The sequence below is a fragment of the Ciceribacter sp. T2.26MG-112.2 genome (assembly GCF_900492205.1).
Lineage (GTDB): Bacteria > Pseudomonadota > Alphaproteobacteria > Rhizobiales > Rhizobiaceae > Allorhizobium > Allorhizobium naphthalenivorans_A.
Genome location: NZ_UEYQ01000004.1, coordinates 316,198 through 337,565, shown reverse-complemented (window position 1 = coordinate 337,565; position 21,368 = coordinate 316,198). Strand labels below are relative to the sequence as shown.

The 21,368-nt window shown below is 58.9% G+C and carries 25 protein-coding genes and 1 tRNA gene; 10 read left to right on the top strand and 16 right to left on the bottom strand.

Annotated features, from left to right (window positions below):
* Positions 1-97 precede the first annotated feature (97 nt).
* The 5 genes from DYZ14_RS09450 (at position 98) to DYZ14_RS09430 (ending at position 3,934) form a co-directional block, all read left to right on the top strand.
* Positions 98-274, top strand: a complete 177-nt coding sequence (locus DYZ14_RS09450; RefSeq protein WP_115670315.1) for a hypothetical protein — start codon at positions 98-100, stop codon at positions 272-274.
* Positions 275-276: 2 nt separating this feature from the next.
* Positions 277-1,221 (top strand): site-specific tyrosine recombinase XerD, encoded by a 945-nt coding sequence (xerD, locus tag DYZ14_RS09445; protein ID WP_154720425.1) that lies wholly within the window; start codon positions 277-279, stop codon positions 1,219-1,221.
* A 63-nt stretch (positions 1,222-1,284) separates the two neighbouring features.
* A complete protein-coding gene (locus DYZ14_RS09440) occupies positions 1,285-2,238 on the top strand; it encodes an acetyl-CoA carboxylase carboxyltransferase subunit alpha (protein ID WP_154720424.1) in 954 nt (317 codons plus the stop codon).
* Positions 2,239-2,408: 170 nt separating this feature from the next.
* The gene (locus DYZ14_RS09435; RefSeq protein ID WP_154720423.1) at positions 2,409-3,710 is read left to right on the top strand and encodes a L,D-transpeptidase family protein; all 1,302 of its coding nucleotides are present in this window, start codon (positions 2,409-2,411) and stop codon (positions 3,708-3,710) included.
* Positions 3,707-3,934 (top strand): sulfurtransferase TusA family protein, encoded by a 228-nt coding sequence (locus tag DYZ14_RS09430; RefSeq protein WP_154720422.1) that lies wholly within the window; start codon positions 3,707-3,709, stop codon positions 3,932-3,934. The genes DYZ14_RS09435 and DYZ14_RS09430 overlap by 4 nt, the downstream gene beginning before the upstream one ends.
* 17 nt (positions 3,935-3,951) lie before the next feature.
* Here DYZ14_RS09430 and DYZ14_RS09425 read toward each other — a convergent pair whose 3' ends face one another.
* Entirely contained in the window at positions 3,952-5,148 is a 1,197-nt protein-coding gene (locus DYZ14_RS09425; protein ID WP_154720421.1) for a CobW family GTP-binding protein, read from the bottom strand.
* A gap of 14 nt (positions 5,149-5,162) precedes the next feature.
* Positions 5,163-6,245, bottom strand: a complete 1,083-nt coding sequence (locus DYZ14_RS09420) for a D-alanyl-D-alanine carboxypeptidase family protein (RefSeq protein WP_445292368.1) — start codon at positions 6,243-6,245, stop codon at positions 5,163-5,165.
* Positions 6,246-6,433: 188 nt separating this feature from the next.
* Between DYZ14_RS09420 and DYZ14_RS09415 the strand changes: the two genes are divergently transcribed.
* Both DYZ14_RS09415 and DYZ14_RS09410 read left to right on the top strand, forming a co-directional pair.
* Positions 6,434-7,597 (top strand): M20 aminoacylase family protein, encoded by a 1,164-nt coding sequence (locus DYZ14_RS09415; RefSeq protein ID WP_154720420.1) that lies wholly within the window; start codon positions 6,434-6,436, stop codon positions 7,595-7,597.
* Positions 7,598-7,733: 136 nt separating this feature from the next.
* Positions 7,734-7,810: transfer RNA gene (locus DYZ14_RS09410), tRNA-Arg, on the top strand.
* Positions 7,811-7,898: 88 nt separating this feature from the next.
* On the opposite strand, the gene DYZ14_RS09405 is transcribed toward DYZ14_RS09410, so the two are convergent.
* Together DYZ14_RS09405 and DYZ14_RS09400 are read right to left on the bottom strand one after the other, a co-directional pair.
* Positions 7,899-8,129 carry a hypothetical protein gene (locus DYZ14_RS09405; RefSeq protein WP_154720419.1) on the bottom strand — a complete coding sequence of 77 codons (231 nt, stop codon included), beginning with the start codon at positions 8,127-8,129 and terminating at the stop codon, positions 7,899-7,901.
* The gene (locus DYZ14_RS09400; RefSeq protein ID WP_154720418.1) at positions 8,126-8,578 is read right to left on the bottom strand and encodes a hypothetical protein; all 453 of its coding nucleotides are present in this window, start codon (positions 8,576-8,578) and stop codon (positions 8,126-8,128) included. The genes DYZ14_RS09405 and DYZ14_RS09400 overlap by 4 nt, the downstream gene beginning before the upstream one ends.
* 359 nt (positions 8,579-8,937) lie before the next feature.
* Here DYZ14_RS09400 and DYZ14_RS09395 point away from each other — a divergent pair, with 359 nt between their 5' ends.
* Positions 8,938-9,255 carry a hypothetical protein gene (locus DYZ14_RS09395; RefSeq protein ID WP_154720417.1) on the top strand — a complete coding sequence of 106 codons (318 nt, stop codon included), beginning with the start codon at positions 8,938-8,940 and terminating at the stop codon, positions 9,253-9,255.
* Positions 9,256-9,263: 8 nt separating this feature from the next.
* On the opposite strand, the gene DYZ14_RS09390 is transcribed toward DYZ14_RS09395, so the two are convergent.
* From DYZ14_RS09390 to DYZ14_RS09340, 11 genes are all read right to left on the bottom strand, one after another.
* Positions 9,264-9,584 carry a hypothetical protein gene (locus DYZ14_RS09390; protein ID WP_154720416.1) on the bottom strand — a complete coding sequence of 107 codons (321 nt, stop codon included), beginning with the start codon at positions 9,582-9,584 and terminating at the stop codon, positions 9,264-9,266.
* Between the two features lie 10 nt (positions 9,585-9,594).
* Positions 9,595-10,041, bottom strand: coding sequence for a hypothetical protein (locus tag DYZ14_RS09385; protein ID WP_154720415.1), 447 nt, complete (start codon positions 10,039-10,041; stop codon positions 9,595-9,597).
* An 8-nt stretch (positions 10,042-10,049) separates the two neighbouring features.
* On the bottom strand, positions 10,050-11,216 hold the full coding sequence (locus DYZ14_RS09380) for a hypothetical protein (RefSeq protein WP_154720414.1): 1,167 nt from the start codon (positions 11,214-11,216) through the stop codon (positions 10,050-10,052).
* A complete protein-coding gene (locus DYZ14_RS09375) occupies positions 11,216-11,668 on the bottom strand; it encodes a hypothetical protein (RefSeq protein ID WP_154720413.1) in 453 nt (150 codons plus the stop codon). Before DYZ14_RS09375 ends, DYZ14_RS09380 begins: the two co-directional genes overlap by 1 nt.
* A gap of 8 nt (positions 11,669-11,676) precedes the next feature.
* Positions 11,677-14,178 (bottom strand): hypothetical protein, encoded by a 2,502-nt coding sequence (locus tag DYZ14_RS09370; RefSeq protein WP_154720412.1) that lies wholly within the window; start codon positions 14,176-14,178, stop codon positions 11,677-11,679.
* Complete coding sequence (locus DYZ14_RS09365; RefSeq protein WP_154720411.1) at positions 14,179-14,913, bottom strand: hypothetical protein; 735 nt, start codon at positions 14,911-14,913, stop codon at positions 14,179-14,181.
* Between the two features lie 64 nt (positions 14,914-14,977).
* Positions 14,978-15,454, bottom strand: coding sequence for a hypothetical protein (locus tag DYZ14_RS09360; protein WP_154720410.1), 477 nt, complete (start codon positions 15,452-15,454; stop codon positions 14,978-14,980).
* Positions 15,441-16,073, bottom strand: coding sequence for a hypothetical protein (locus tag DYZ14_RS09355; protein WP_154720409.1), 633 nt, complete (start codon positions 16,071-16,073; stop codon positions 15,441-15,443). Before DYZ14_RS09355 ends, DYZ14_RS09360 begins: the two co-directional genes overlap by 14 nt.
* Before the next feature lie 812 nt (positions 16,074-16,885).
* Entirely contained in the window at positions 16,886-17,077 is a 192-nt protein-coding gene (locus tag DYZ14_RS09350; protein WP_154720408.1) for a hypothetical protein, read from the bottom strand.
* Positions 17,074-17,910 carry a hypothetical protein gene (locus tag DYZ14_RS09345; RefSeq protein ID WP_154720407.1) on the bottom strand — a complete coding sequence of 279 codons (837 nt, stop codon included), beginning with the start codon at positions 17,908-17,910 and terminating at the stop codon, positions 17,074-17,076. Before DYZ14_RS09345 ends, DYZ14_RS09350 begins: the two co-directional genes overlap by 4 nt.
* The gene (locus DYZ14_RS09340; RefSeq protein WP_154720406.1) at positions 17,907-18,095 is read right to left on the bottom strand and encodes a helix-turn-helix transcriptional regulator; all 189 of its coding nucleotides are present in this window, start codon (positions 18,093-18,095) and stop codon (positions 17,907-17,909) included. Before DYZ14_RS09340 ends, DYZ14_RS09345 begins: the two co-directional genes overlap by 4 nt.
* A gap of 135 nt (positions 18,096-18,230) precedes the next feature.
* Here DYZ14_RS09340 and DYZ14_RS09335 point away from each other — a divergent pair, with 135 nt between their 5' ends.
* Positions 18,231-18,587 carry a hypothetical protein gene (locus DYZ14_RS09335; RefSeq protein WP_154720405.1) on the top strand — a complete coding sequence of 119 codons (357 nt, stop codon included), beginning with the start codon at positions 18,231-18,233 and terminating at the stop codon, positions 18,585-18,587.
* Here the strand turns inward: DYZ14_RS09335 and DYZ14_RS09330 are convergent.
* A complete protein-coding gene (locus DYZ14_RS09330) occupies positions 18,559-19,842 on the bottom strand; it encodes a tyrosine-type recombinase/integrase (RefSeq protein WP_154720404.1) in 1,284 nt (427 codons plus the stop codon). The two genes, DYZ14_RS09335 and DYZ14_RS09330, sit on opposite strands and share 29 nt — an antisense overlap.
* A gap of 344 nt (positions 19,843-20,186) precedes the next feature.
* Between DYZ14_RS09330 and DYZ14_RS09325 the strand changes: the two genes are divergently transcribed.
* Positions 20,187-21,227 (top strand): hypothetical protein, encoded by a 1,041-nt coding sequence (locus tag DYZ14_RS09325; protein WP_154720403.1) that lies wholly within the window; start codon positions 20,187-20,189, stop codon positions 21,225-21,227.
* Positions 21,228-21,368 lie beyond the last annotated feature (141 nt).

Genomic DNA, 21,368 nt, shown 5'->3' with positions numbered 1-21,368 from the left:
AAGCCATACGCTGGAATGAATGCGATGGCACACTGCCTTGCAAAGCCTCCGGCGCGCGCCCAGATAAGGCGCCGTTCAAAGCCCTCGGGACCAAACGATGCCGACGCTCTTTCGCTTTCTCTTCTTCTGCGCCACGATCGCCGGGATGATCTACCTGGCGATGTGGTCGCTCGTCGTCTTCGTCGAACCGCGCGAGCGCGACGTCACGGTGCGCATTCCCTCGGAGCGCCTCAATCCGCCGGAACAGGCTGTGGACCAGGAACCCGGGAGATAGCCTTGGCCGACCTCAGCCAGGCCCGGGTCGAGGCCTTCCTGGAAATGATGAGCGCGGAGCGCGGCGCGGCCGCCAACACGCTTTCGTCCTACCAGCGCGACCTCGATGACCTTTTCTCTTTCCTCAACGGACGCAAGGTAAGCCTCGGCTCCGCCGAGAGCAAAGACCTGTCCGCCTATCTCGGCGACCTCGCCAAACGCGGCTTCCAGCCGACCTCGCAGGCGCGGCGGCTTTCCACCATGCGGCAGTTCTACAAGTTCCTCTACGCCGAGGGGCTGCGCGGCGACGACCCGACCGCGATCCTCGACTCGCCGAAAAAGGCGCGTCCCCTGCCGAAATTCTTGAGCATCGACGAGGTCGGCAGGCTGCTTTCGCTCGCCGAGGAGGAGGCGAGCCTGCCGGGACCCGGCCAGTTTGCCCGCCTGCGCCTGCTTGCCCTGATCGAGCTGCTCTATGCCACCGGCATGCGGGTAAGCGAACTCGTCGCCCTGCCGGCCAAGGTGCTGACCCAGGAAGGCCGCTTCCTCGTGGTGCGCGGCAAGGGCAACAAGGAGCGGCTGGTGCCGCTGTCGAAGGCTGCGATCGCCGCCCTTTCCCGCTATGGCGCCATGATGGCGGCAGAGCGCGGCGAGCGTGAGGACAGTCCTTATCTGTTTCCCGCCGCCAGCAAGGAAGGCCACCTGCCGCGCCAGGTTTTCGCCCGCGAGCTCAAGGATCTGGCAGTCCGTGCGGGCCTGCCGGCCGCGAGCGTCTCGCCGCACGTGCTGCGGCATGCCTTCGCCAGCCACCTTCTGGCCAACGGCGCGGACTTGCGCGTGGTGCAGGAACTGCTTGGCCACAGCGACATTTCAACGACACAAATCTATACGCATGTGCTGGACGAACGCCTGCGGGAGCTGGTGCAGACGCATCACCCTCTTGCAAAAAAGGCCAAAAACCTTGATTAGAGCCCTCGACACCGGTGCCAAGCGCCCGAACGGCATAGGGCAAAACGATCGGAACCCGATTTCATGCATAATTATCTCGACTTCGAAAAGCCCATCTCAGACCTGGAAGCCAAGATCCACGAGCTGAAGAAGCTCGCGGAAGAGGATGAGAGCATCGACACGTCCGAGGAGATCGGCCGACTGGAAGCCCGCGCCCGCGAGGCGATGGAGGAAATCTACTCCAAGCTCAACGCCTGGCAGAAGACGCAGGTCGCCCGCCATCCGCAGCGCCCGCATTTCGTCGATTATGCCGCCGAGCTGTTCACCGAATTCACGCCGCTTGCCGGCGACCGCAAGTTTGCCGAAGACGCCGCGATCCAGGCCGGCCTCGCCCGCTTCCGCGGTCAGCCGGTCGCCGTGATCGGACAGGAAAAGGGCAACGACACCAAGTCGCGCCTGAAGCACAATTTCGGCAGCCCCCGTCCGGAAGGCTATCGCAAGGCGATCCGCGTGATGGAAATGGCCGACCGCTTCGGCCTGCCGGTCATCACCCTGGTCGACACCGCCGGCGCCTATCCGGGCATCGGCGCGGAAGAGCGCGGCCAGGCGGAGGCCATCGCCCGCTCAACCGAGATGTGCCTTGGGCTCAAGGTTCCCATGATCTCCGTGGTGATCGGCGAGGGTGGCTCGGGCGGGGCGATCGCCATTGCCACCGGCAACCGCGTCTACATGCTGGAACATGCCATCTATTCGGTCATCTCGCCGGAAGGCGCGGCCTCCATCCTGTGGCGCGATTCGACGCGCGCCAAGGAAGCGGCGACCAACATGAAGATCACGGCCGAGGACCTGAAGGGCCTCGGCGTCATCGACGGCATCATCCCCGAACCGGTCGGCGGCGCGCATCGCGACCCGCAAATGGTGATCAGGGCAGCCGGCGACGTCATCTCTTCCGCGCTTGCCGAGCTGACCCCCAAGCCGGGCGACCAACTCCGCACCGAGCGGCGGCAGAAGTTCCTCAACATCGGCCGCAATCTTTGAACGCTGCGGCCTTCAGGTCACAATGCTGCTGTTTTCGCAGGCTAAGGCGCGATTGAGTTCGGTTTGAAACGCGCCCTTGGTTTATGATTTGTGAAGATTGTGATCATAAACTGACAAGGTCCGCTTTCTGACGAAAGCCTTTCTGTCCTGTTCGAGATGAGCCTTTCGCAATGCGCTGGAAATCGACCGCTCTTGCCCTGACCTTTGTCGCCGCCCTTGCCGGGTGCAATGATACGCTGGACAGCTTCGACCCGGCCTCGGTGTCGAACAAGGTCGAACATCCGCTGCCCTCGAAGATTCTGGCCGAGATGAAGGCCAAGGGCATGGATCGAAACTCGCCGATCGCCATCCGCATCCTCAAGGAAGAGGGCGTGCTGGAGATCTGGAAGGCAAAGACCAACGGGCGCTTCGACAAGATCAAGGAATACGAGATCTGCGCCTGGTCCGGGCGCCTCGGCCCGAAGATGAAAGAGGGCGACCGGCAGGCGCCGGAAGGTTTCTATCCGCTTTCGCCGCACCACCTGAACCCGAACTCCAAGTATTATCTGGCGATCAATACCGGCTTTCCCAACCGCTACGACCAGTCCAACGGCCGCAACGGCACGAACCTGATGATCCACGGCGCCTGCTCGTCGTCCGGCTGCTATTCGATGACGGATGCGCAGATCCTCGAGATCTACGCCTTCGCCCGCGATGCCTTCAAGGGTGGCCAGCAGACCATCCAGTTGCAGGCCTTCCCCTTCCGCATGACCGCCGAGAACATGGCGCGCCATCGCCATAGCCAGCATTACCCCTTCTGGGAAATGCTGAAAGTCGGCTACGACAATTTCGAGGTGACCAAACGGCCGCCGGAAGTCGCCATCTGCGACAAGAAGTACGTCTTTAACCAGCAGGCTGCGGACGGCAAAACCTTGAGCGCGACCGCCGCCTGTCCGCCGATGTCGACCCCGCCGGCCCTTCAGGCGGCACTCGCCTCCTACAATGCCGCCTATTCCAAGGATTATGCCAAGGCGCTGAAGAAGTATGACGGCAAGATCTGGTATGATCCGACCGAGGCCGAGCGCAAGGCGCTGGTGGCCAACCAGCGCAAGGGCCATGATCTGGCCTATGCCCCGACCGGCTCGGCGCTGAAAGCGGGCAAGCTGCTGAAGATCGAGGACGCGGCAAACCAGTCCAGGCCGGTGGCGAGCGCGACGGCAGCGATCGAGCGGCTGGCGGTGCAGCCGGCGGGCGCCCCGCAGGCCCCGGCAAGCGCCGCCGCACAGGTCCCGACTGCGGCCACCCAGGCGACGCCCCCCCAATCCACAGCGACAGCCGCACCGGCGACCGCCGCACCTGCGCCCGCCTCTCCCGCCGGCCAGACCGTGGCGGTGCCCGTCCCTCAGCCGAATCCGCTGGCCGCACCGGTCGCCCCGGTAGAGACGGCGGAAACGAAGAAGAAGCCCTTCTGGAAGATCTGGCAGTCGCAATGAGCGACGCTACCCTCTATGACCTCAAGGGGCTGAAATGCCCCTTGCCGGTTCTCAAAACCCGTCGCCGGCTGGCGAACATGCAGCGTGGCGACGAACTATGCATCGAGACGACCGATCCGCTTGCGGTGATCGACGTCCCGCATTTCTGCTCGCAGGACGGCCACGCGCTGGTCGAGACCGTGAAGCTGGAAAACGGTCACCGCTTCCGCATTCGCAAGGGCTGAAGAGCCCATTCTTCCGCTCAGATCTTCATACCCGGAATGGCCAGTGGATTGTCCTCGAGCGCCGCACGGTCGGGGCGGTCGACCTGCGGCCGTCCGGTAAAGGCATCGAAAAGCTCGCGAACATAGCTTTCCTCGAGATCGCGGGTGATCAGCACCAGACGAGTACGCCGATCCTCAGGGTTCGGCCAGGCGGAGAGCCGCACCGGCGGATGGAAGATCGACTGCACCCCATGCAGAACCAGCGGACGCTCCGGATGATCGGTCAGCGCGACGATCGCCTTCATCCGCAGCAGTTTCTCGCCCTGGTTGGAGCGCAGGATGTCGATGAACATCTCCAGCGCCATGGGGTCGATCGGCTGGTCGTGGACGATGGAATAGGAACGGATCCGCTCGTCATGCCGGTTCACGTCGTGATGGTGGTGCTGGGCGTGATGATCGTGATCATGCCCCTCGTGACCACAGATCTCGCAATGCTCCCCGTCCGCATGGTGGTGGTGAGCATGGCCATGCGCCGCATGATGATGGTCATGATCGGCACGCGCCTCGTCCTTCAACCAGCGATCGACATCGGGGATCTTGCTGGTCGGATCATAGAGACCATTGGCGAGCACCGCGGCACTGCCCGCCTCCGGCCTGTCGCCGTCGGTAACGATGGCTCGCGGATTGAGCGCGTGAAGCCTGGCAAGCAGCGCAGTCGCAGTCGCGGGATCGGCAAGCCTGGTCTTGCTGAGGATCAGCCGGTCGGCAACCGCCACCTGGCGCACGGCCTCCGGATAGGTGTCGAGCGTCGAGAGGCCGTGCACCATATCGACAACGGTGATGACGCCGTCCAGATCGAAGGACTGGGAGAGTGCCGGATGGCCGATGACCGACTGCATGACGGGTGCCGGATCGGCAAGGCCGGTGGTCTCGATCACGACGCGCGACAGCGGTTTCAGCTTCCCCGTCTGCATGCCGTCCAACAGCTCGGCGAGGGTGTCGACCAGTTCGCCGCGCACCGTGCAGCACAGGCAACCATCGGCCAGTTCGACGATCGAATCATTCGACGCCTCGACCAGCATGTGGTCGATACCCACCTCGCCGAACTCGTTGATGATCACCGCCGCATCCTTCATCGCCTTGTCCTTCAGGATGCGGTTGAGAAGCGTCGACTTCCCCGCCCCGAGAAAACCGGTGATGATCGACACGGGGATCCGGCCGTTGTTATCGGACATGACTTGCTCCGCGATCAGAACGTCGGACGGGGCTTCGGGATCGGCACATTGGCGATCACGCCGGCCGCGCCGTTCTGCTTTTTCGGCTGAGGCTCGCTTCCAGGGATCAGGCCGGCGAAGACGCTGCGCGGCGGCCGGCCCATTTCGTGGATGTAGGGAGACAGCAGTTTCATCCGGCCCGCCTCGTCGCGGCCTTCGCTGCGCACCTTGCGGGCCTGCGGATTGCAGATCTCGGCGCTGATGTCGGTGACTGTGTCGCGGCCGGCCCCATAGGGCGCCAGGCTGCCGAGGTGCTGGCCCGCCCCTCGTGGCGAGGTGAGAGCCTTCTGCAGAAGATCGGCCGACATGTCGGCCCTGGCGCCGAGACTGTCGGCACCGAGCACGACCGACACCACGGTCCGGCCGTTGCGGGTGGCCGACGACACCTGGTTGAAGCCGGAGGCGCAGATATAGCCGGTCTTCATGCCGTCAGCGCCGTCGAAGCGGCCGATCAGCAGATTGTAGTTCGGATATTCCTTCTTGCCGGTGTTTACGCCTTCCAGGGCGAAATAGCCGGCATATTCGGGAAACTCGCGCCGGAGGGTGACGGACAGGACGGCAAGGTCGCGCGCCGTCGTATACTGACCCTTGCCCGGCAAGCCGTTCGGATTGACGAAGCGCGACGAGGTCATGCCGAGCGCCTGGGCGTCGGCGTTCATCCGTGCGATGAAATTGTCGAGCGAGCCGCCGACACGCTCGGCAATCGCCACCGCGACATCATTGGCAGACTTGACGATCAGGAGCTTCAGCGCGCTGTCGAGCGTCATCTGCGCGCCCGGCGCGTAGTACATCTTGCTCGCCGGCTGGGCCGCTGCCTTTTCGCTCATCACCACGACGCTCGAAAGCGACAGTTCACCGGCGCGGATCGCCTTGAATGTGGTATAGGCGGTCATCAGCTTGGTCAGCGACGCGGGATACCATTTGCGGAAGGCTTCCTCGTGGGCGATCACCTGGCCGCTTTGGACATCGACCACGATCTGCGGATTGGCGAGGGTCAGGCTCGGCAGGCTCGCGACGAAGGCGAAGACCAGCGCCGTAAGACGACGGGTTCGGCGCATCTTGGGCGGCATGCTGGAAGTGTTCGACGGCACGGTGAAACCTCTTCGACGCGGATCTGTCTCGCAAAGGCGAGATAATTGACCTATGACGGAAAGCAATGGCAAGAGCCATTGAATACGTCAATCTCAAGGCGCACATTCGGCGCCGACCGCACGACATAGCAGAAATAGACGAGCAGGACAGCAACATGCCGATATTGAACCGCGCCGCCGAGCTTCAGGCGGAGGTCAGCGAATGGCGCCGCCATCTCCATGCCAATCCCGAATTGCTCTACGATGTCGAGAACACCGCGGCCTTCGTCGCCGCCAAGCTCGCGGAATTCGGCGTTGACGAAATCGTGACCGGAATTGGCCGCACCGGCGTCGTCGGCGTGATCAAGGGGCGCGGGACCAGCACGCGTGCCATCGGCCTGCGGGCCGACATGGACGCGCTGCCGCTCGACGAGATCAGCGGCAAGCCCTGGGCCTCGCAAGTGGCAGGCCGGATGCATGCCTGCGGTCATGACGGACATACCGCCATGCTGCTTGGCGCCGCCCGGCATCTCGCCGAGACGCGCAATTTCAACGGCCGCGTGGTGGTGATCTTCCAGCCGGCGGAGGAAGGCGGCGCCGGTGCGCTGGCCATGGTCCAGGACGGACTGATGGAGCGTTTCGCCATCGAGGAAGTCTATGGCATGCACAACATGCCGGGCCAGCCGGTCGGCACCTTCTCGATCCGCAAGGGCGGCATCATGGCCGCGCCCGACAAGTTCTTCATCACCGTCAAGGGCCGCGGCGGCCACGCCGCCGAACCGCACAAGGCGATCGATCCGATCGCCATCGGCGCACAGATCGTGACGAACCTGCAGCTCATCGCCTCGCGCAACGCCAATCCGCTGCGCTCCGTGGTCGTCTCCGTCACCCGGTTCAACGCCGGCACGACCCACAACATCATCCCGGAGGAGGCCTCGCTTGCCGGTACCGTGCGCTCGCTCGACGAGGCCGTGCGCGATCTGGCGGAGGCGCGCATCCGCGATATCGCCCGCGGCATTGCGAGCGCCAACGGGGCCGAAGCCGACGTGGTGTATGAGCGGGCCTGTCCGGTGACGGTCAATCATGCGGCCGAGACGGAACATGCGGCGCGTGCCGCGATCGACATCGTCGGCAGGGACCAGGTCGACACCGAGGTCGATCCCTCCATGGCCGGCGAGGACTTCGCCTTCATGCTGCAGGCGCGCCCCGGCGCCTATATCATGGTCGGCCATGGCAATACGCCCGGCCTCCACAATCCGGCCTATGATTTCAACGACGATGTCCTGCCCTACGGCATTTCCTACTGGGTCCGGCTGGCCGAGCAGCGCCTGACGGACTGAGGAGCCGCTGTCCGGCGAGCTTGCAAGCCGATCCTCGCCGCGGATCGGCCCGGCAGGACGCAAGCGAGCCGCCCCCCGCTCCACCTGCAAAAACGCTTGGCTTCACGGCCGGGCTTTTGTATGGAGTTCAACCAGTGGTCCCGTAGCTCAGCAGGATAGAGCACCAGATTCCTAATCTGGGGGTCACGCGTTCGAATCGCGTCGGGATCACCAATATTTTTCAACGACTTAAAGAAAAGCCCCGGCGCATTCAGGACCAAGCCTTAGGCGTCGGGGTATCAAATAGGGTAACGAATCGCCGCTAGCGACCGCGTAGGCTCGAATAGTTGTCAGAGATTTTTTCCATGATTTCCCGCGCCCGATCTTCGGCAATGCTGTTGAGCGCGGAAAGCTTATCCATTTCCTTGTTGCGCTCGTCGCCCGTGCCGAAATGCATTTCGCCCAACAGCTCATTGGCAACGGACAGCAAATGGAAAAGGTTGCTCACGTCTGCCTGAACTTCATCAATGGTTACGCCTTCGGTCATCGTCATGCCCCCCAATTCTGCGCATAGTTCACCATCTTGCGGATGATGCGGATCTGGTCGTCGCGATATTTGCGCGGGTTTGTTTCAAATTTGCCGCCCCATGCGTGCGCGCCGACGTAATGCTTGCCGCTGCGCTCAACCCACAGGATCGGGCGCAGACCGCTTTTCAGCTCCACTTCGTAATAGTCCGGGCCGTCAAAGACAGCCGCAGACGGACGCGGGGCCGGAACGACAAAGATTGCAGTCTCGCTTTCGTTGAAAAGCGCCTCATACTGTCTCTCCGGGTCAAGCGCGCCCATGGCCTTCGCCAGCTCTTCGGCCAAGTACTGGACATGGGAAAGCGGATCGCGCACGGGCTCCACGGCCAGGGCCGCAGCAGGGACGCCAGCGGCAGCAATGCCAGCGGGAAACAGTTTCAAAGCGTGGCGGCGGGTGATATTGGCGACAGTAGCCATTCGGTGATCCTCCAGTGATCGTCGTTTTGGATAGGCGAAAGCGGAAGCGCCAACTTCCCTTTCGCCGCTTACTGTGGTATCAGAGTTTTATGGATAAAGCAAGAACCGTGATACCACAGAAAAAGCGAGGACCCGCCCCCACTGGAAAGGGCGAGCCGGTGATGACGCGTTTGCAGGATGACCTATTGAATCCGCTGGACGCATTTCGGGAAGAACAATCCGACAAGCCTAGCCGGCCGGAAGCAATCCGCAGGATCTTGAAAGACTGGCTAATTGGAGCCGGGCACTTGAAGGGCTAATGCCGGATCTAGACAGGTCTCTAGATTGCGCGCATCCTTTCCCAATTGCGGGAGGGGCGAATGAAGAACACTGCCGTTTTGCTGGCTTTGCTGCTGTTGGCCGGATGCCAAACACCAGATCAAAAATTCGCGGCCTATGAGGCTGAACGAGAGGCTTACATGACCTGCGGTCATTCGTCCGCAGCGCGGCTTGCAGCGAACAGGCCAGGGACAGACCCAATCGCGGTCGCTGTTGCGGCGAAATCTCAATGTGGGGAAGAACGTGCCAGCTTAATGCAGGCAATCCAGAAAGCCCACGACTACAGCATATGGTCGCAGATGATTGGTATCTATGATCGAAAGTTCATAGAAGTTGCTACTGCGGCAGCGTTTTCTTGAAGCCCGGTTCACCTATTCCAAAACCCTTGATCGTAATCACGCTTCCGCCTTTTGGCTGATCGCTTGAGATAGCCGGGCGACGCGGCCTCACGCATGGAGTTGAGAAACAGGTAGTCCAGCGCCGGGCGAACGTAGAACAGATTAAGCGGCCAAACTACGTTGTTGTAGATCCCAAAATTGATGAAGTCCGAAAACTGGATGGCCTCGTCGCCAACGAGTGTTGCGTCTCGCGCCTTCATGCCTAGCTCAAGTAGCTGGAGAGTGCCACCAATGCCAGGACCCGCCAAGGTGTCGGCGAGGCTAGAGGAAAAGCGAGGTACCTTTTTCATTTGGTTGTCCTTATTCGGGCGGTTGCCATTGTGGGTTAATGGATGGATACGGGCCTTTTCCTCGAAAGAACGGCCCCAACAAGCTCATAGCTAACTCGTCGTATTGGTTCATTTGGCCGGTCATTCCCTCAGGCACTTGGCCACCTGTAACCAAGTGCATTGCCGCAATCGCGCCTTCCGGTATCGGGGAGATTGTCGGCGGGTTTAACTGCCCCACAAGGTAGACAGTTTCGCCCGTGCTGGACTCGTCGCACCCGAGGAATATCTTTGTCACGCCAAGCAAGTCTTGCCCGCCTAGAGCGTGGGAAAACCCATGGAAAGCCCCGTCGCTTTTCAGGACAATCGCAACGATGTTTCCAAGGTTGATTTCAGCGCCTGTATCAACGTCTAGCACGCTCCCATTAGGCACTAGGTCCCCAAGGCACGTTCCGTAGTTCATGAACTCGTAAGTGTGCATGGTGTGCGTCACTCCGTAACGTCGAATAGAGCGGGCTTGATTCCGACGTGAATTGCCGTGCGAAAACCCGGCAGAGTAGCGCCAGGAAGCTGCCGGATCATGGCGTTAACTCCAGATTTCTTTAGATCCGCCTTGCCTAGCTGTGTCGCTATGGTGTGCAGGTCATCGAAAATTCCAAGCCAAGGGCCTGCGACTGCGCCAATAGGCCCACGGCTGGCATAGCGTGAAGCCTGCCCTCCCCTATCCGGGTCGCCGGCAATAGACTGCGCCGCAGTAACAATGCCGGGCGCGCCAAGCTTTTCAGCCGTGTTGCTGATCTCGAACGGAATCGACAGGATGCCGGATCGGTCAAGGCCGTTGGCAATCCAGAGCCCCGGATTGTTCAGCAACTTGTCAGCCTCTTCTATGTCTCCGCGTTCAACGTATTTTAGCCATGAAACCATCATGCCTATGGCGGTTGCAAAGACCATCATTTCCGCTAGCCGGTGCGGGCGCTCCTGCAAACCTGCGATCAAAACGCGCTGATGGCTGGAGAGGGAAAAGCTCTTGAACTGCGTAACAAGCTTTCCGACATTCGTCCGTGTCCAGAGCGGTCTGTCAGCTACACCCGGCGTTACAATCGTGCGATCGACGTCCTTGTTCAGTGCGGCGGCCCATGCGCGGACGGCCAGGTCGTCGTCCCATCGGCCAACATTTGCACCGAAGATGCCGTCTTCCTCGATGCCGTATTTCTGGAACTGCGCCGCGATGCGCTGCGCCATGTCCTCATCGATTCCCAGCATGGCCATGTAGGCACGTTCGGTCTTGCCGGCGGCGTTCCAATCCAGCGCGTTCCGCATCATACGGTTTTGGGTCATCACCGAGGCCACGGATTTCATAGTGTCGTTCAGCCATGAAAGGCCGGTTGCCTTGGAAAATGCGGAGGATACGTTAGACAAAAACCGCTCATAACGAGAGCCGTAAGCGTATGGGTCTGTCAGGTCTGCAAGTGAGGCAAGGCGAGACTGCAAAACGCGCTCAGTGACCGCGCCAAGGGCCTTTGCGTCGGCAATGGAGATCTTGGTGGCCTTGAGGTTCCGCACTAGAGCGGGGAAACCGTCTCGCATTGCGGCCCGCATACCGTGCACGCCTATGATGCGAGAGGCGTCCGTCAAAGAGGTTAGAGCAACACCCATTACGCGGCCTCCTTGCTTGCCGAAAGGCCGATGCCAGCAAACGGGAAAAGCATGGCCAGAGCATCCCTATCATGGCCGGTGCACTCGCCGAGGAAGTCAAGCTTGTCGAGCGCAGCAATCGAGTCTATCGGGATCGGGACGAGCGTTGGCGGGTTCAATTGCCCGAAAAGGAACATCTCCTTTCCACCGGCTTCATACGTGCCAAGAAACACCTTCACGATACCGGCATACCCATCCCCCGACAGGCTGTTGACGAATTTCGCCCATGGCCCATCGAAGCTCGACAGCAATACTGAAACCAAATCCATAGGCCTGATCTCTGCGCCAGGAACAGCCTGTAGGATCGATCCGTGTTCAATCAATCCACCCATGCAATCGCCGTTGAACTCGACCATATACCGCTCCATTTCGGGCGAAATCGGTTCCTGTACCTTTGCGCTCTTGGTGGACATATCTTTCCTCACGCAATCATGGTTACGGCGACAGAATACGTTCTGTTACCTGCCGCGATTGATGCGGCTGTTGTGTTCAGGCAATAGAGCGTTACCGTGTCTGCCGCCGTCACCTGTGCGATGAAGGCCAAGCCCGCAACGCGCGTTCCGTTAAACGTTACCTCCGCCCATGTCTTAGTTCCGGCAACGGCTCCAGTTACCGTGATCGTGGTGGAAACCTCAGTGTGTGCCGAGACCGTTCCGAAATCGTGGGCCTTGGAGCCGTAGATAACGTTGGTAATGACAGGACCGCCGGCACCGACGCTTAGGCCCCGATCCATGCGCCTCACGTCAAGGTCATAGAAGCCAGTTAGGCCGGTCAAATCGTTCCGGTTAGCGCGGATCTGCGATGCCGCGCCCCTGACACCAACATGCTCTTGCGCACCGACAATGGACCGCGCGTGAACGTCAACGTGAACGTTCAGATAGGAAAGATCCGGGCCAATGACGCTTGAAGGAATGTAGTCAACGTCAGCCTTAAGCTTGATAGCAAGGTCGCTTGCGTCAGTGTTGCCGATCGTATTCCGCTGGCGGAATAGGCTTGTCGGTGCGACGCCGCCACGGTGCGTAATATCGATGTCTAGGCCATAGACGTTTGCAGGAATGCCCGTGCTGCTGGCGTCTTCGCCACCTGCGCGCACGTTGTCGAGCGTGTAGAGATAATCCACCTCGCCGATGTATGTAGCGCGCACGCGCCCGTTACGGCCCCATCCCTCGACAACCGAACCAAGACCGCCACTTTCCCCGGCACCGGCCAAAAGGTCGCCAGCATCCGGCCACGTAAAGACGAAATCGTCATCCGTCGTTACCATGGCGTCAATTTCGAAGTTCTGCCCCTCGGCAATGACGATAGGTGCGCATTTTACGTTCTTTGTCGAGCTAAGCGGGCGCTTCGTTGCATGACCGCAGTTGCGCAGCACCGCGTCAACCTTGGAAAAGTTGTTGCGCGGGTCGCCGTCAGGATCGCTATCACTGGTCGCGCCATAGAAGCCCACGCCAATGTCGCATTCTTCCGCATAGACGCGAACGCGAATGTCACGGCTCCAGCGCCGGTCAAAGCCGGCGGCAACGTTCTCAGTCGAGTAGCCAGTAAAGGACCCATCGCGGCCCTGAATGAACGTGCCCCAACCGCAGCGCCTTGCCCACACTTCGATGTCGAAATGTCGGCACCCTTGTTCAGCGTTAAACGCCTTGCCGCCCGATCCAAGGCCCACCCAACTTGCCACCATGTTTTCAACATGCAGATTGCCGGCCCAATCGTAAGCGCCGCGCGCTGCCGCCATGGCGTTGTCATTGCTGCCCTCGCCAATGTAGCTCGTCGCATCCGGCGGGGTTGTCCAGTTGGAAACCATCGTGGCAACGCGCGTTCCGGCATTCCAGCTTTGAACGCGCAATGCCTGCGTCGATCCGGTCCCTAGAAGAATCGTCAGGACGGAAAGCCCGGCGCGGATCTTGCCGTCAAATTCGGCCCCTAGCGTTACCGTGTTGGTAGAGCCTGCCGTGGCATAGCCAAGCGTGCGCGTCGGCATAAGACTGCCGTCAATGTGCAGGTCAAAGCGAACGTTGGTTTGCGCCATTTCGTTCGGGTCGTCGGTTGAAAAGACGTTGCCGAAGAACTGGCCACCTCCGCCGGCATACTGCGACCATTCCGTGGGGAAAAGGATAGCTCCCGGCTCTTTCTCGATGAAGAGATTGGAACGCGTAATCATCGGGCCGGGGATGCGATATGCACCGGACCTCTTGAGCGCCAGGACGCACCCTTCGCGAGCTGCAAAGTCGATTGCGCTTTGCATCCCCGCGACATGGCTAGGCCGGTCTACGTCATCCCCGTAGACTCCAGCGTCTTCCGGGTAGATACGCGGCAAGCGCAGGTTTCTACGCCATGCACCAGAAGCGCCGCTAGTGTCACTTGCCGGCGCAACATATCCAATCCGATCCGTGTCCAAAGTTACCTTTGCCGAAAGGTCGGAAGTGTCCGCAAGGAATTCGCTGTCGCCGAAATTTTCGCGGGAAATCGCAACGGAACTTCCGTTTATATCGGCCAGTGCAAGCGCCGTTCTATCCTCGACAATGAACGGGCTTTGATCCAATTCGTTTTGCGTGACAACGGAGCTTGTGAACGTGATGTTTGACGTTCCAATGGCAATAGAGCCGGTCGTTGACAGGCCAAACAGCCGGCCACCGTTTAGCGTACCGCTGGAAACGAAAACCTGTGTTCCTGTAGCCAGGTCGCGGTTATTGCGGAAGTCCGCCGATCGTTCCCAATTTCCGGTTGAGGCAATGCGGATACCGTTGTCGCGCGCGTCATCCTGTGCGCGGACTAGCACACGGTCGCCCTCGACAGTCTGAACACCGTCAATGACCTGCAATCCCGACAGCTCAACGTTTGCGGTCGTAGCTACCCGGCAAGGGCCTTTGATAGCTGCGGATGAATTGAGACCGTCGCGCCGGTCAATCGTCATGCTCACCATTTAGATTCGATCTCCAGCTAGCAACTTGCAGATTGTTTTCATTTGCGCGTCCGGCAGGTTTCCAAACCAAGCCATGACAGCGAACTGCTCATGTTCATTCAGGTTCTCTAGGACCGCGTCGCACCGCTTGTAGATCGTCGCTACCTTCGTTGCCGCGTCAGACCCCCACTCGGAGACAAGGGCTTTACCGACCGCGTCTTCCGCAAAGACGGTCATGTCTTCGTCAGCCGCCGGAACAACAAATGTCGGCGCGCCCAAGGCGATATTCTCGTAAATCGCGTATCGGATCGGTTCCGGCAGACTGCGGTCAAAACGCTCCATAAAGGCCCGCTGAGCGCGTTCATTGCCAAGAGCCGACACAAGGCCGGACACCTGCTTTTGCACGTTGGAAAGGTGCGCCTTAAAGCCGCCGTAGCGTTCCCATGATCGCACCAGTTCGCGGCCCGCTTCGGTCTGTGTCATCTGGTTCCGGCTTTCGTCTACCGCCATCAGATCCGTTGCGCTTACTTCGCCCATCTCAGTCTTGAGGATCTGGAGATATTCCCTCGAATATTCCATTTCGTAGCGGTGGAAATCGGTGCGCATAATCTGTTCAATCTCGGCTTTGCGCGTAGCCAGGTCGCCATGAATGACCGCCGCTGAACCGTTGTCGTTGCCGTGCGAAAACCCGCTATCTACAGGACCGGAAGACGGCGCTGGAGCGGGCGAATTGGAAATGGCTAGTTCGTTCGACATGATCTTTCCCTTATGGTTGTTGGCCGGCCCAGCGAGGCATTACCGGGCCGGCCAGCGCACGGTTTTACCCGGCGCGTCGCGGGTAAAGGCTGGCAAGAGCCCTTTCCGCAAGGGCAGCGTTTGCCAGTGTGTCAGACATGCTTACGCCGTCACGTAGGCGAACGACGTGATAGCCTCGACCGTTGAATTCGACCTGATATGTTCCGTCGCCGAATAGCTGTTCGGTGCGTTCCTTGAGGTGCGTAATGCGGGGTTTGGCGAGTGATGCGCCCGCGTCTGTCGCGCCGTCCACTACGGCTTCGGCAATCCAGCTTTCGTCAAACGAAACCAAAAGAACGCGATCGAACTTTTTCAGCGCCGAGTTGTTGGAATTTTGAGTACGCGACCAAAGCGAAGGCTCTTTCAGGTCGTCGGCAATCACGCCACGCGGTAGGCGAATGAACAATTCGCGGAAGACGAAGCCAGCGTAGTTAACCCGAACGTCAGCCGGGCTGACAGGCGTCAGCTTCCGCATTTCTTCATGTGGTTCAATGTTGCTCATCTGTGCTTTTCTCTTGAAGGACCTTAGCCACATCGGCCGCGATCTTGATTGCGTCGGCTTCTGCCCACGAATGATGCGGACTTGTCCCGTCACCCAGGACAAAGGCCGGTGATACGTTGATGAAATCGATTCCGCCAAAGCGGCTTGCCGTGCCTGTGATAGGCTTCATGGCGAGCGAAATGCGGAGCGCCGCACGTCGCCTTACCTCGTAGTCAGAAATCGTGCTGAACGAGCCGCCAAGGCCGTTTATGAGCTGGCAGGCTTCCTTGCTTGTGGAGAGATACCGCTCCAGCGCGTCAGCAAGCGCCTTAAGGGCCGCTTCCGCATCCTCGATAGACTTCTGGCGACTTTCCACCACCTCCAGAAGCTTTGTCTTTTGATCGTTTGTATGGATGCGAAAGCGTTCTTCGGCCTTCTCACGCTGCCGCCTTACGGATTCCTCACGCGCTGCGGCGAAAGCGTCCACGTCAGATTCGGCGACGTTGATTAGGCGATTGTCAAAGGTCTTTCCCTCCATCAGGGCAACGCCCCGCTGTTGGCGCAACTCTTCCAGCCGCTCCAGCGCCTTGCGGTGCTTGGCGTCCCAATCGGGCTCAAACGTCGTTGTGATGGCTTTCACGGTCAAATCTTGCGCCTTCCGTTACCCGGCTGTTACCCGGTCGATAAAAACCAGAACAACAGCACCATAACAGACTGGAAACGCTACGTAAAAGCATACTGTGCCCCTGATAGTGTATCAGAAGCTACCGAATGTTACCGGCCTGTTTTGAAGTGGGGAATACTTTGCCCGCGCGTTGTGACTTCACCAAAATCTTGAGGCGTGCGCGCGTAGTGACTGGCAAGAAACCTTAGCATTCTACAGCATCAGCCCGCGCGTAGTGATGTAGGGAAAACCTTGCCTCGCGCGTTCAGGCGTCTGGATTGTCCGAATGGCGGGCCGTTTAACAGCCGTTGAACGGTCGTTGCCACCTGCCCTTGATTTTTCTGGCCTTTAGGGCCTGACAAAATTAGCGGTGCTTTGTGGTGTCGGGAAATTGCCGCGAGGTTAACATTTGTTAGCATCCGTGGTGTCATTCCGTGACACCTCGCGCGGGCGCGCGTACTTGGTCGCGAAATTCATCTCGCCTTTTTAAGGTGTCCAACAATTCGGCATTTCGGCGAGCTTGAAAACCTTGATTGTCTTTCAAGACGACGTGCCAGGATCGCGGCGCTTGAGAATGTGGTGGCGCCTATGGTGGAGTCGGCATAGCCAGCGGACCTTGCGCGGCTGTTCGTAGTCATCATGGTGCGCGTCTACGATTTCCTCGCCGCAGACCTCGCAAGGTTCTCTAGACAGAAGCCCGCGCCGAAGGGCCGATCTGACATACTGATGTGCCAGGACCTCTAGCGGGTGCGCATCTTTCCATTTCTTTTGACGGGTGCGGTTTTCGCTCATGCCGCCTCTCCGGGGTTTTCGCGCCGCTTGATCGGTGAAGCTATAAGCTGCCCGTCGCGCTTGGGAGGCATTCGGCCGGAAATCATGCCCTCGACAAGAGCAATCACTTTCGCCTCAAATCTCCAGCGCGCATCAATGACGTTCGAAGGCTTGTTGTCGGCCCATGTGAAAAGATCGAGTTGCTTCACGCCGCTGTTTCCTTCCTCAGATTGCTAAGCATTCCGTCGATCATGCGCGGCGTCAGGATTCCATCCGTCAGCATGGCCTTAATGCGCACCTTCATTGCCGGATGCACGGAAGCACCCTCGCAAATCATGGCGACCATGCTTTCCGCTTCCGCGTCGTTTTCTGGAATGGGTAAAGGTTCGTTCAGTTCGTCGCCCGATTGGGCCGAAATGTAGGAATTAGGCTCTTGAGGCTCTGAATCGGCTAGATCCTGATAAGAGCTTTCCCTTCCTAAGATATAACCTTTGAGGTTTCCTCTAAGGTAATTGGTATCAAAGTTTGGTACCCTGTCGTCACAAACATTGGCACCCTCAGCATCGGAAGGGGTATTAATATTTGGTACCCCGCGCTCATTGACTGCCTTCCGCCGTCTTTCCTCAGCCTTCCTGAAAACGTCCTGTTCAGCATGGAAAGCAAGCGCCTCATGAATATGCGCCCTCACATGGTCGGCCCGCGTGTTCTCAATCCTGAACTTCTCGCATCCGTCGCTAGTCTTCGATTTCACCGGCTTTAGGTAGCCGCTGTTAACCAGCAATTTGCGCGCTTTGGCCGCTGTCGTTTTCGACCTGATCGCGGCATGGGCCATCAGCGTGTTATTCGATGCGTAGACCAGAGTTGGCTTCAACGTCTGCCTGTCGATCGTCATGAACTTTAGATACGTCACCAGAACAGCCAGAGACGGCGAACCGTGCAGTTTCGGGTCTGCGGCGGCGGTTTCTATCAAGGCGAACTTAAACGCCGCTAGCTCCGTCAACGCGGCCTCATATGGCGATTTCCCGGTTAGGGGTGCTGTCATGCAGACACCTTGACGCGGGCGCGTTCCCAATTGGTCAAATCTTCCTCGCGGAAGAACTTGCGACGGTTGACCACGATAGGCTTAGGAAACTCCAGCGTCTCGCTGTTCTCCCAGCGCCAAAGCGTCATTTCGGAAATGCTGTACCGCTGCTTGACCTGCGGCCTAGTCAGAAAAGCTTGTTGCATCGGATCTCCATCAGTTCCATTAGTGATAGAACACGATATACCATCGCTAGCTAATGGGTGCAACGGAACTTCCATCAGTTCCCCATCTTGTCCGCAAAGACTTGGTCACTTAGGGGAAATGAAAAAGGGTGAGACATGGCCGACGAACTGAAAACCATCAAATTCCAAATGATGCTTTCCGAGCGGGAGGCGCGGCAAATTGACGATTGGAGCTTTGCCAATAGGCTTAGGTCGCGCGCCGAAGCCATCCGCCGGCTTTGCCAAATGGCGCTTCACGTCGATCCGTATTTTCTGGATTTGATGATTGCGCTTGCCGGCGCTAACTACTCTGGAAAGAGCAAGGAAGAACGGGACAAGACCATAAGGACCGCACTTGAGGCGCACGCGGCGTGGTCCGTGTTGAGGCAGGGCGAAAGCTTAGAGGAAGCCGAGAAACTTCTAACCAACGTGAAGGCGGCATTCTTCAAGCCTGAACACGATCAATCGGAATAACGTTTCCAGCCTCCTTTTGCTCAACAATCCCCATGACAAAATTCGCCCAGGCGGAAAGCGCGCGCCGCTTTTCCTCTAGATAGTCGTGCCGGTTATAGATCGCGGCCACACCTTTGATTGCGCCGCTGCGATGATTTAGCACCGCCTCGACCACATGGACCGGCTGACCTAGTGCCGCCATACCGCTTGCAGCGGTGCGCCTCAGGTCGTGGATACGCCATTTGGCTAGGGTCATACCGGAAATGTCCTCGCCGCGCTCTACGGCCTCTCTACGGGCGATTGTGAGCATTTCTAAATCAAGAGCTGCCTTCGCTTTAGAGAAACCGCTGATCGGGGTTTCGCCCGTCGTCGTCAGCACGTACCCACGCTTACTTTTGAGGCGCGGTAGCTCCCTCAGGATCGAGACAACAGCCGGCGACAATGGGACGACGTGGGTTTGATTGTTCTTCGCGCGCTCTTTCGGAATGATCCAACATGGGGCCGGGCCGTCTAGCTGGAACTCATCCCACGTAGCAGACGCCACTTCGTCGCGGCGCTGGCCAGTGAGCAGCAGCACCTTGGCCATGGGGCCAAATGGCCATCCGATCGCTTCCGCGCCAAGCCATGCAAGCCGGATCTCTTCATGGGACAAAACCCGGTCCCTCGACACTTCCGCCGTGGGGGCCTTCACGTTCGCAACTGGCGTAGTCTGGAGAATGTCGCGCTCGATTGCCCAATTGAAAAACTTGCGCAGCAGCGCATGGACACGGTTTGCAGTAACGGGCGCGCCACGGTCCGCAATCTCGTCAAGAAACTCGATGATGTCGCGCCGGGTGACGGATTGAATGGGCCTGTTACCCCAACGCGGCCGAATCTCAACCTCGATAAGGCGCTTGCTTTCCTTGGCCGAGCTGGCCCGGTTCTTTGCCTCAACATGCCGAGAAATGAAATCGTTCAGGACCGCCCCGATAAGGTTTTGACTATCTGGCCTAGCTCGCTTGGCCAGCTTCCTTTCCTCGCCGGGGTCGCGCCCCTCAGAAACCGCCCTAAGAGCCTTTCCGGCGGCTTCGCGGGCCGTTCCAAGCCCATAGACCGGATAAGCGCCAATCGTCATCTTACGTGGCTTTCCGCCGGCCCTGTAACGTATCGCCCAACTCATCGCGCCGGAAGGCTGAACGACGAGATACAGCCCCGGCAAGCCGCCGTCTGGAATCTCGCGACGGACGGACGCGGGCTTGACTGCCTCAACAAATTTCACGGTCAGGGCCTTGGCCATAGCTTCCTCAGGGTAACGCAGGGGTGACAAAGTGACGTGGTAGTGTGCGTTATAATCTGATGCTAACATCGCCCACCATACCCGGTAAAGTCAAGGAAATAGGGCGAAATCCGGGCGCTCTGTGAGGCAAAATGGGAGGGAATGGTAGCAGCTAGCAGCTAATTCCTAATCTGGGGGTCGCGCGTTCGAATCGCGCCGGGATCACCAATGCGTCCAAGCTGATCTTGTACCTTTCTGATAAGATGGGATGGCACCTGCTGCTTCCATTCGCCAACAGGGCTTGACGCATTCACGTGACCAGCTTTAGGCTACCGTGGATTGTGAACTCCCCGGGAGGAAAGTCTGTGGCTCTGACTTCACTCATCAAGAAAACTTTAGGAGGAAAGCCTGTGGCATTGACTAATGCGGAAGAAATCGCTGGGCGCCAGGATGTAGTCCCCTCGGCAAGGGCAAGCCGCCGCATTGGGAATTGCTTTGATGAGCTGTCGCGAGGCATCAATCCCTTTGGGTTTATTCCCACCTTCGGCGTCGCGGACGCATCAACGCCCCCCGAAGAGATCGCAAGCCTGTTTGACAAGTTTGGCCTCGTCAAGGTGCGCGGTGTTTATTCACCGAAGGAAAGTGAAGCTCTGCACAAGCTCTGCGTGGAGTTTTCGAAGCTCAAGCCACTGGATTTTCGTGAGGTATTCAAGGGGACGAGCAAGGGCTTCACCGGGGGGGCTCCAGTCTTGAATGACAAGCGCTTCTGGCCTTATGCCGCCAACAAATCCGTCCGGGAAGCCGTTCAGAAAATCCTCGGCCCCAACGCGACAGAATTCGGCAGCTCGGTTGCGGCACATTACAGCGCGCGTGGCCTGCATCGCGACTATCGGCAACTTTGCGAGAAAACCGGATCTGCGTATCACGTCAGTGATCCGCAAAAGAGGATTGTCCGCGTTTTGCACTATTGCGCCGCCGAAAACATGCAGGGGGGCATGCTCGGTGTTATTCCGTTCTCGCATAACGAGAAGAAGTTCGCCGAGCAAAGCAAGCGTATCGGTCTCAAGCAACCCATCGAATGGTTTGACACCCATCGGTCAGAGCTGACCAAGCTGAGGGAAACTAAGAATTTTGCCAAAGTCGATGAAATCGACAGACATATTGTCTGGGTCGCGACTGATCCTGGCGACGTGCTAATCACGAACTCGGCAATGCTGCATTGCGGAGAACACATGCTGTCACCGCGCTATTTTTTCGTTTCTTCCTATACGGAGATCAATGACGAAACGCTTCCCATGGCGGCCCCGCAAATAAAGACCGAAACAGCAAAGGCTTACCATCGCTATTTGGCTGATCTTGGATTTGGAGGAAGCAAGGCCCTTTTGACAAAAGTCGAGAAGGTCTAATCACACGGATCGCCGGAGATCATGAGGGCTCCGCATACCTCTTTGTCACGTTCATTGACGAGAGTGCGGATGGCATAGATTGGCCATCTAACCCCTGCCATTAAAGGGTTGAATTCAGCCTCGAAATGCCGATGATCCTTC

What these genes read in the sequence shown, in the direction of transcription:
- DYZ14_RS09450 (WP_115670315.1), top strand. Translation starts at nt 98, where the DNA reads ATGCCGACGCTCTTTCGCTTTCTCTTCTTCTGCGCCACGATCGCCGGG.
- DYZ14_RS09440 (WP_154720424.1), top strand. Translation starts at nt 1,285, where the DNA reads ATGCATAATTATCTCGACTTCGAAAAGCCCATCTCAGACCTGGAAGCC.
- DYZ14_RS09435 (WP_154720423.1), top strand. Translation starts at nt 2,409, where the DNA reads ATGCGCTGGAAATCGACCGCTCTTGCCCTGACCTTTGTCGCCGCCCTT.
- DYZ14_RS09430 (WP_154720422.1), top strand. Translation starts at nt 3,707, where the DNA reads ATGAGCGACGCTACCCTCTATGACCTCAAGGGGCTGAAATGCCCCTTG.
- DYZ14_RS09425 (WP_154720421.1), bottom strand. Translation starts at nt 5,148, where the DNA reads ATGTCCGATAACAACGGCCGGATCCCCGTGTCGATCATCACCGGTTTT.
- DYZ14_RS09420 (WP_445292368.1), bottom strand. Translation starts at nt 6,245, where the DNA reads ATGCGCCGAACCCGTCGTCTTACGGCGCTGGTCTTCGCCTTCGTCGCG.
- DYZ14_RS09415 (WP_154720420.1), top strand. Translation starts at nt 6,434, where the DNA reads ATGCCGATATTGAACCGCGCCGCCGAGCTTCAGGCGGAGGTCAGCGAA.
- DYZ14_RS09405 (WP_154720419.1), bottom strand. Translation starts at nt 8,129, where the DNA reads ATGACGATGACCGAAGGCGTAACCATTGATGAAGTTCAGGCAGACGTG.
- DYZ14_RS09400 (WP_154720418.1), bottom strand. Translation starts at nt 8,578, where the DNA reads ATGGCTACTGTCGCCAATATCACCCGCCGCCACGCTTTGAAACTGTTT.
- DYZ14_RS09395 (WP_154720417.1), top strand. Translation starts at nt 8,938, where the DNA reads ATGAAGAACACTGCCGTTTTGCTGGCTTTGCTGCTGTTGGCCGGATGC.
- DYZ14_RS09390 (WP_154720416.1), bottom strand. Translation starts at nt 9,584, where the DNA reads ATGAAAAAGGTACCTCGCTTTTCCTCTAGCCTCGCCGACACCTTGGCG.
- DYZ14_RS09385 (WP_154720415.1), bottom strand. Translation starts at nt 10,041, where the DNA reads ATGCACACTTACGAGTTCATGAACTACGGAACGTGCCTTGGGGACCTA.
- DYZ14_RS09380 (WP_154720414.1), bottom strand. Translation starts at nt 11,216, where the DNA reads ATGGGTGTTGCTCTAACCTCTTTGACGGACGCCTCTCGCATCATAGGC.
- DYZ14_RS09375 (WP_154720413.1), bottom strand. Translation starts at nt 11,668, where the DNA reads ATGTCCACCAAGAGCGCAAAGGTACAGGAACCGATTTCGCCCGAAATG.
- DYZ14_RS09370 (WP_154720412.1), bottom strand. Translation starts at nt 14,178, where the DNA reads ATGGTGAGCATGACGATTGACCGGCGCGACGGTCTCAATTCATCCGCA.
- DYZ14_RS09365 (WP_154720411.1), bottom strand. Translation starts at nt 14,913, where the DNA reads ATGTCGAACGAACTAGCCATTTCCAATTCGCCCGCTCCAGCGCCGTCT.
- DYZ14_RS09360 (WP_154720410.1), bottom strand. Translation starts at nt 15,454, where the DNA reads ATGAGCAACATTGAACCACATGAAGAAATGCGGAAGCTGACGCCTGTC.
- DYZ14_RS09345 (WP_154720407.1), bottom strand. Translation starts at nt 17,910, where the DNA reads ATGACAGCACCCCTAACCGGGAAATCGCCATATGAGGCCGCGTTGACG.
- DYZ14_RS09340 (WP_154720406.1), bottom strand. Translation starts at nt 18,095, where the DNA reads ATGCAACAAGCTTTTCTGACTAGGCCGCAGGTCAAGCAGCGGTACAGC.
- DYZ14_RS09335 (WP_154720405.1), top strand. Translation starts at nt 18,231, where the DNA reads ATGGCCGACGAACTGAAAACCATCAAATTCCAAATGATGCTTTCCGAG.
- DYZ14_RS09330 (WP_154720404.1), bottom strand. Translation starts at nt 19,842, where the DNA reads ATGGCCAAGGCCCTGACCGTGAAATTTGTTGAGGCAGTCAAGCCCGCG.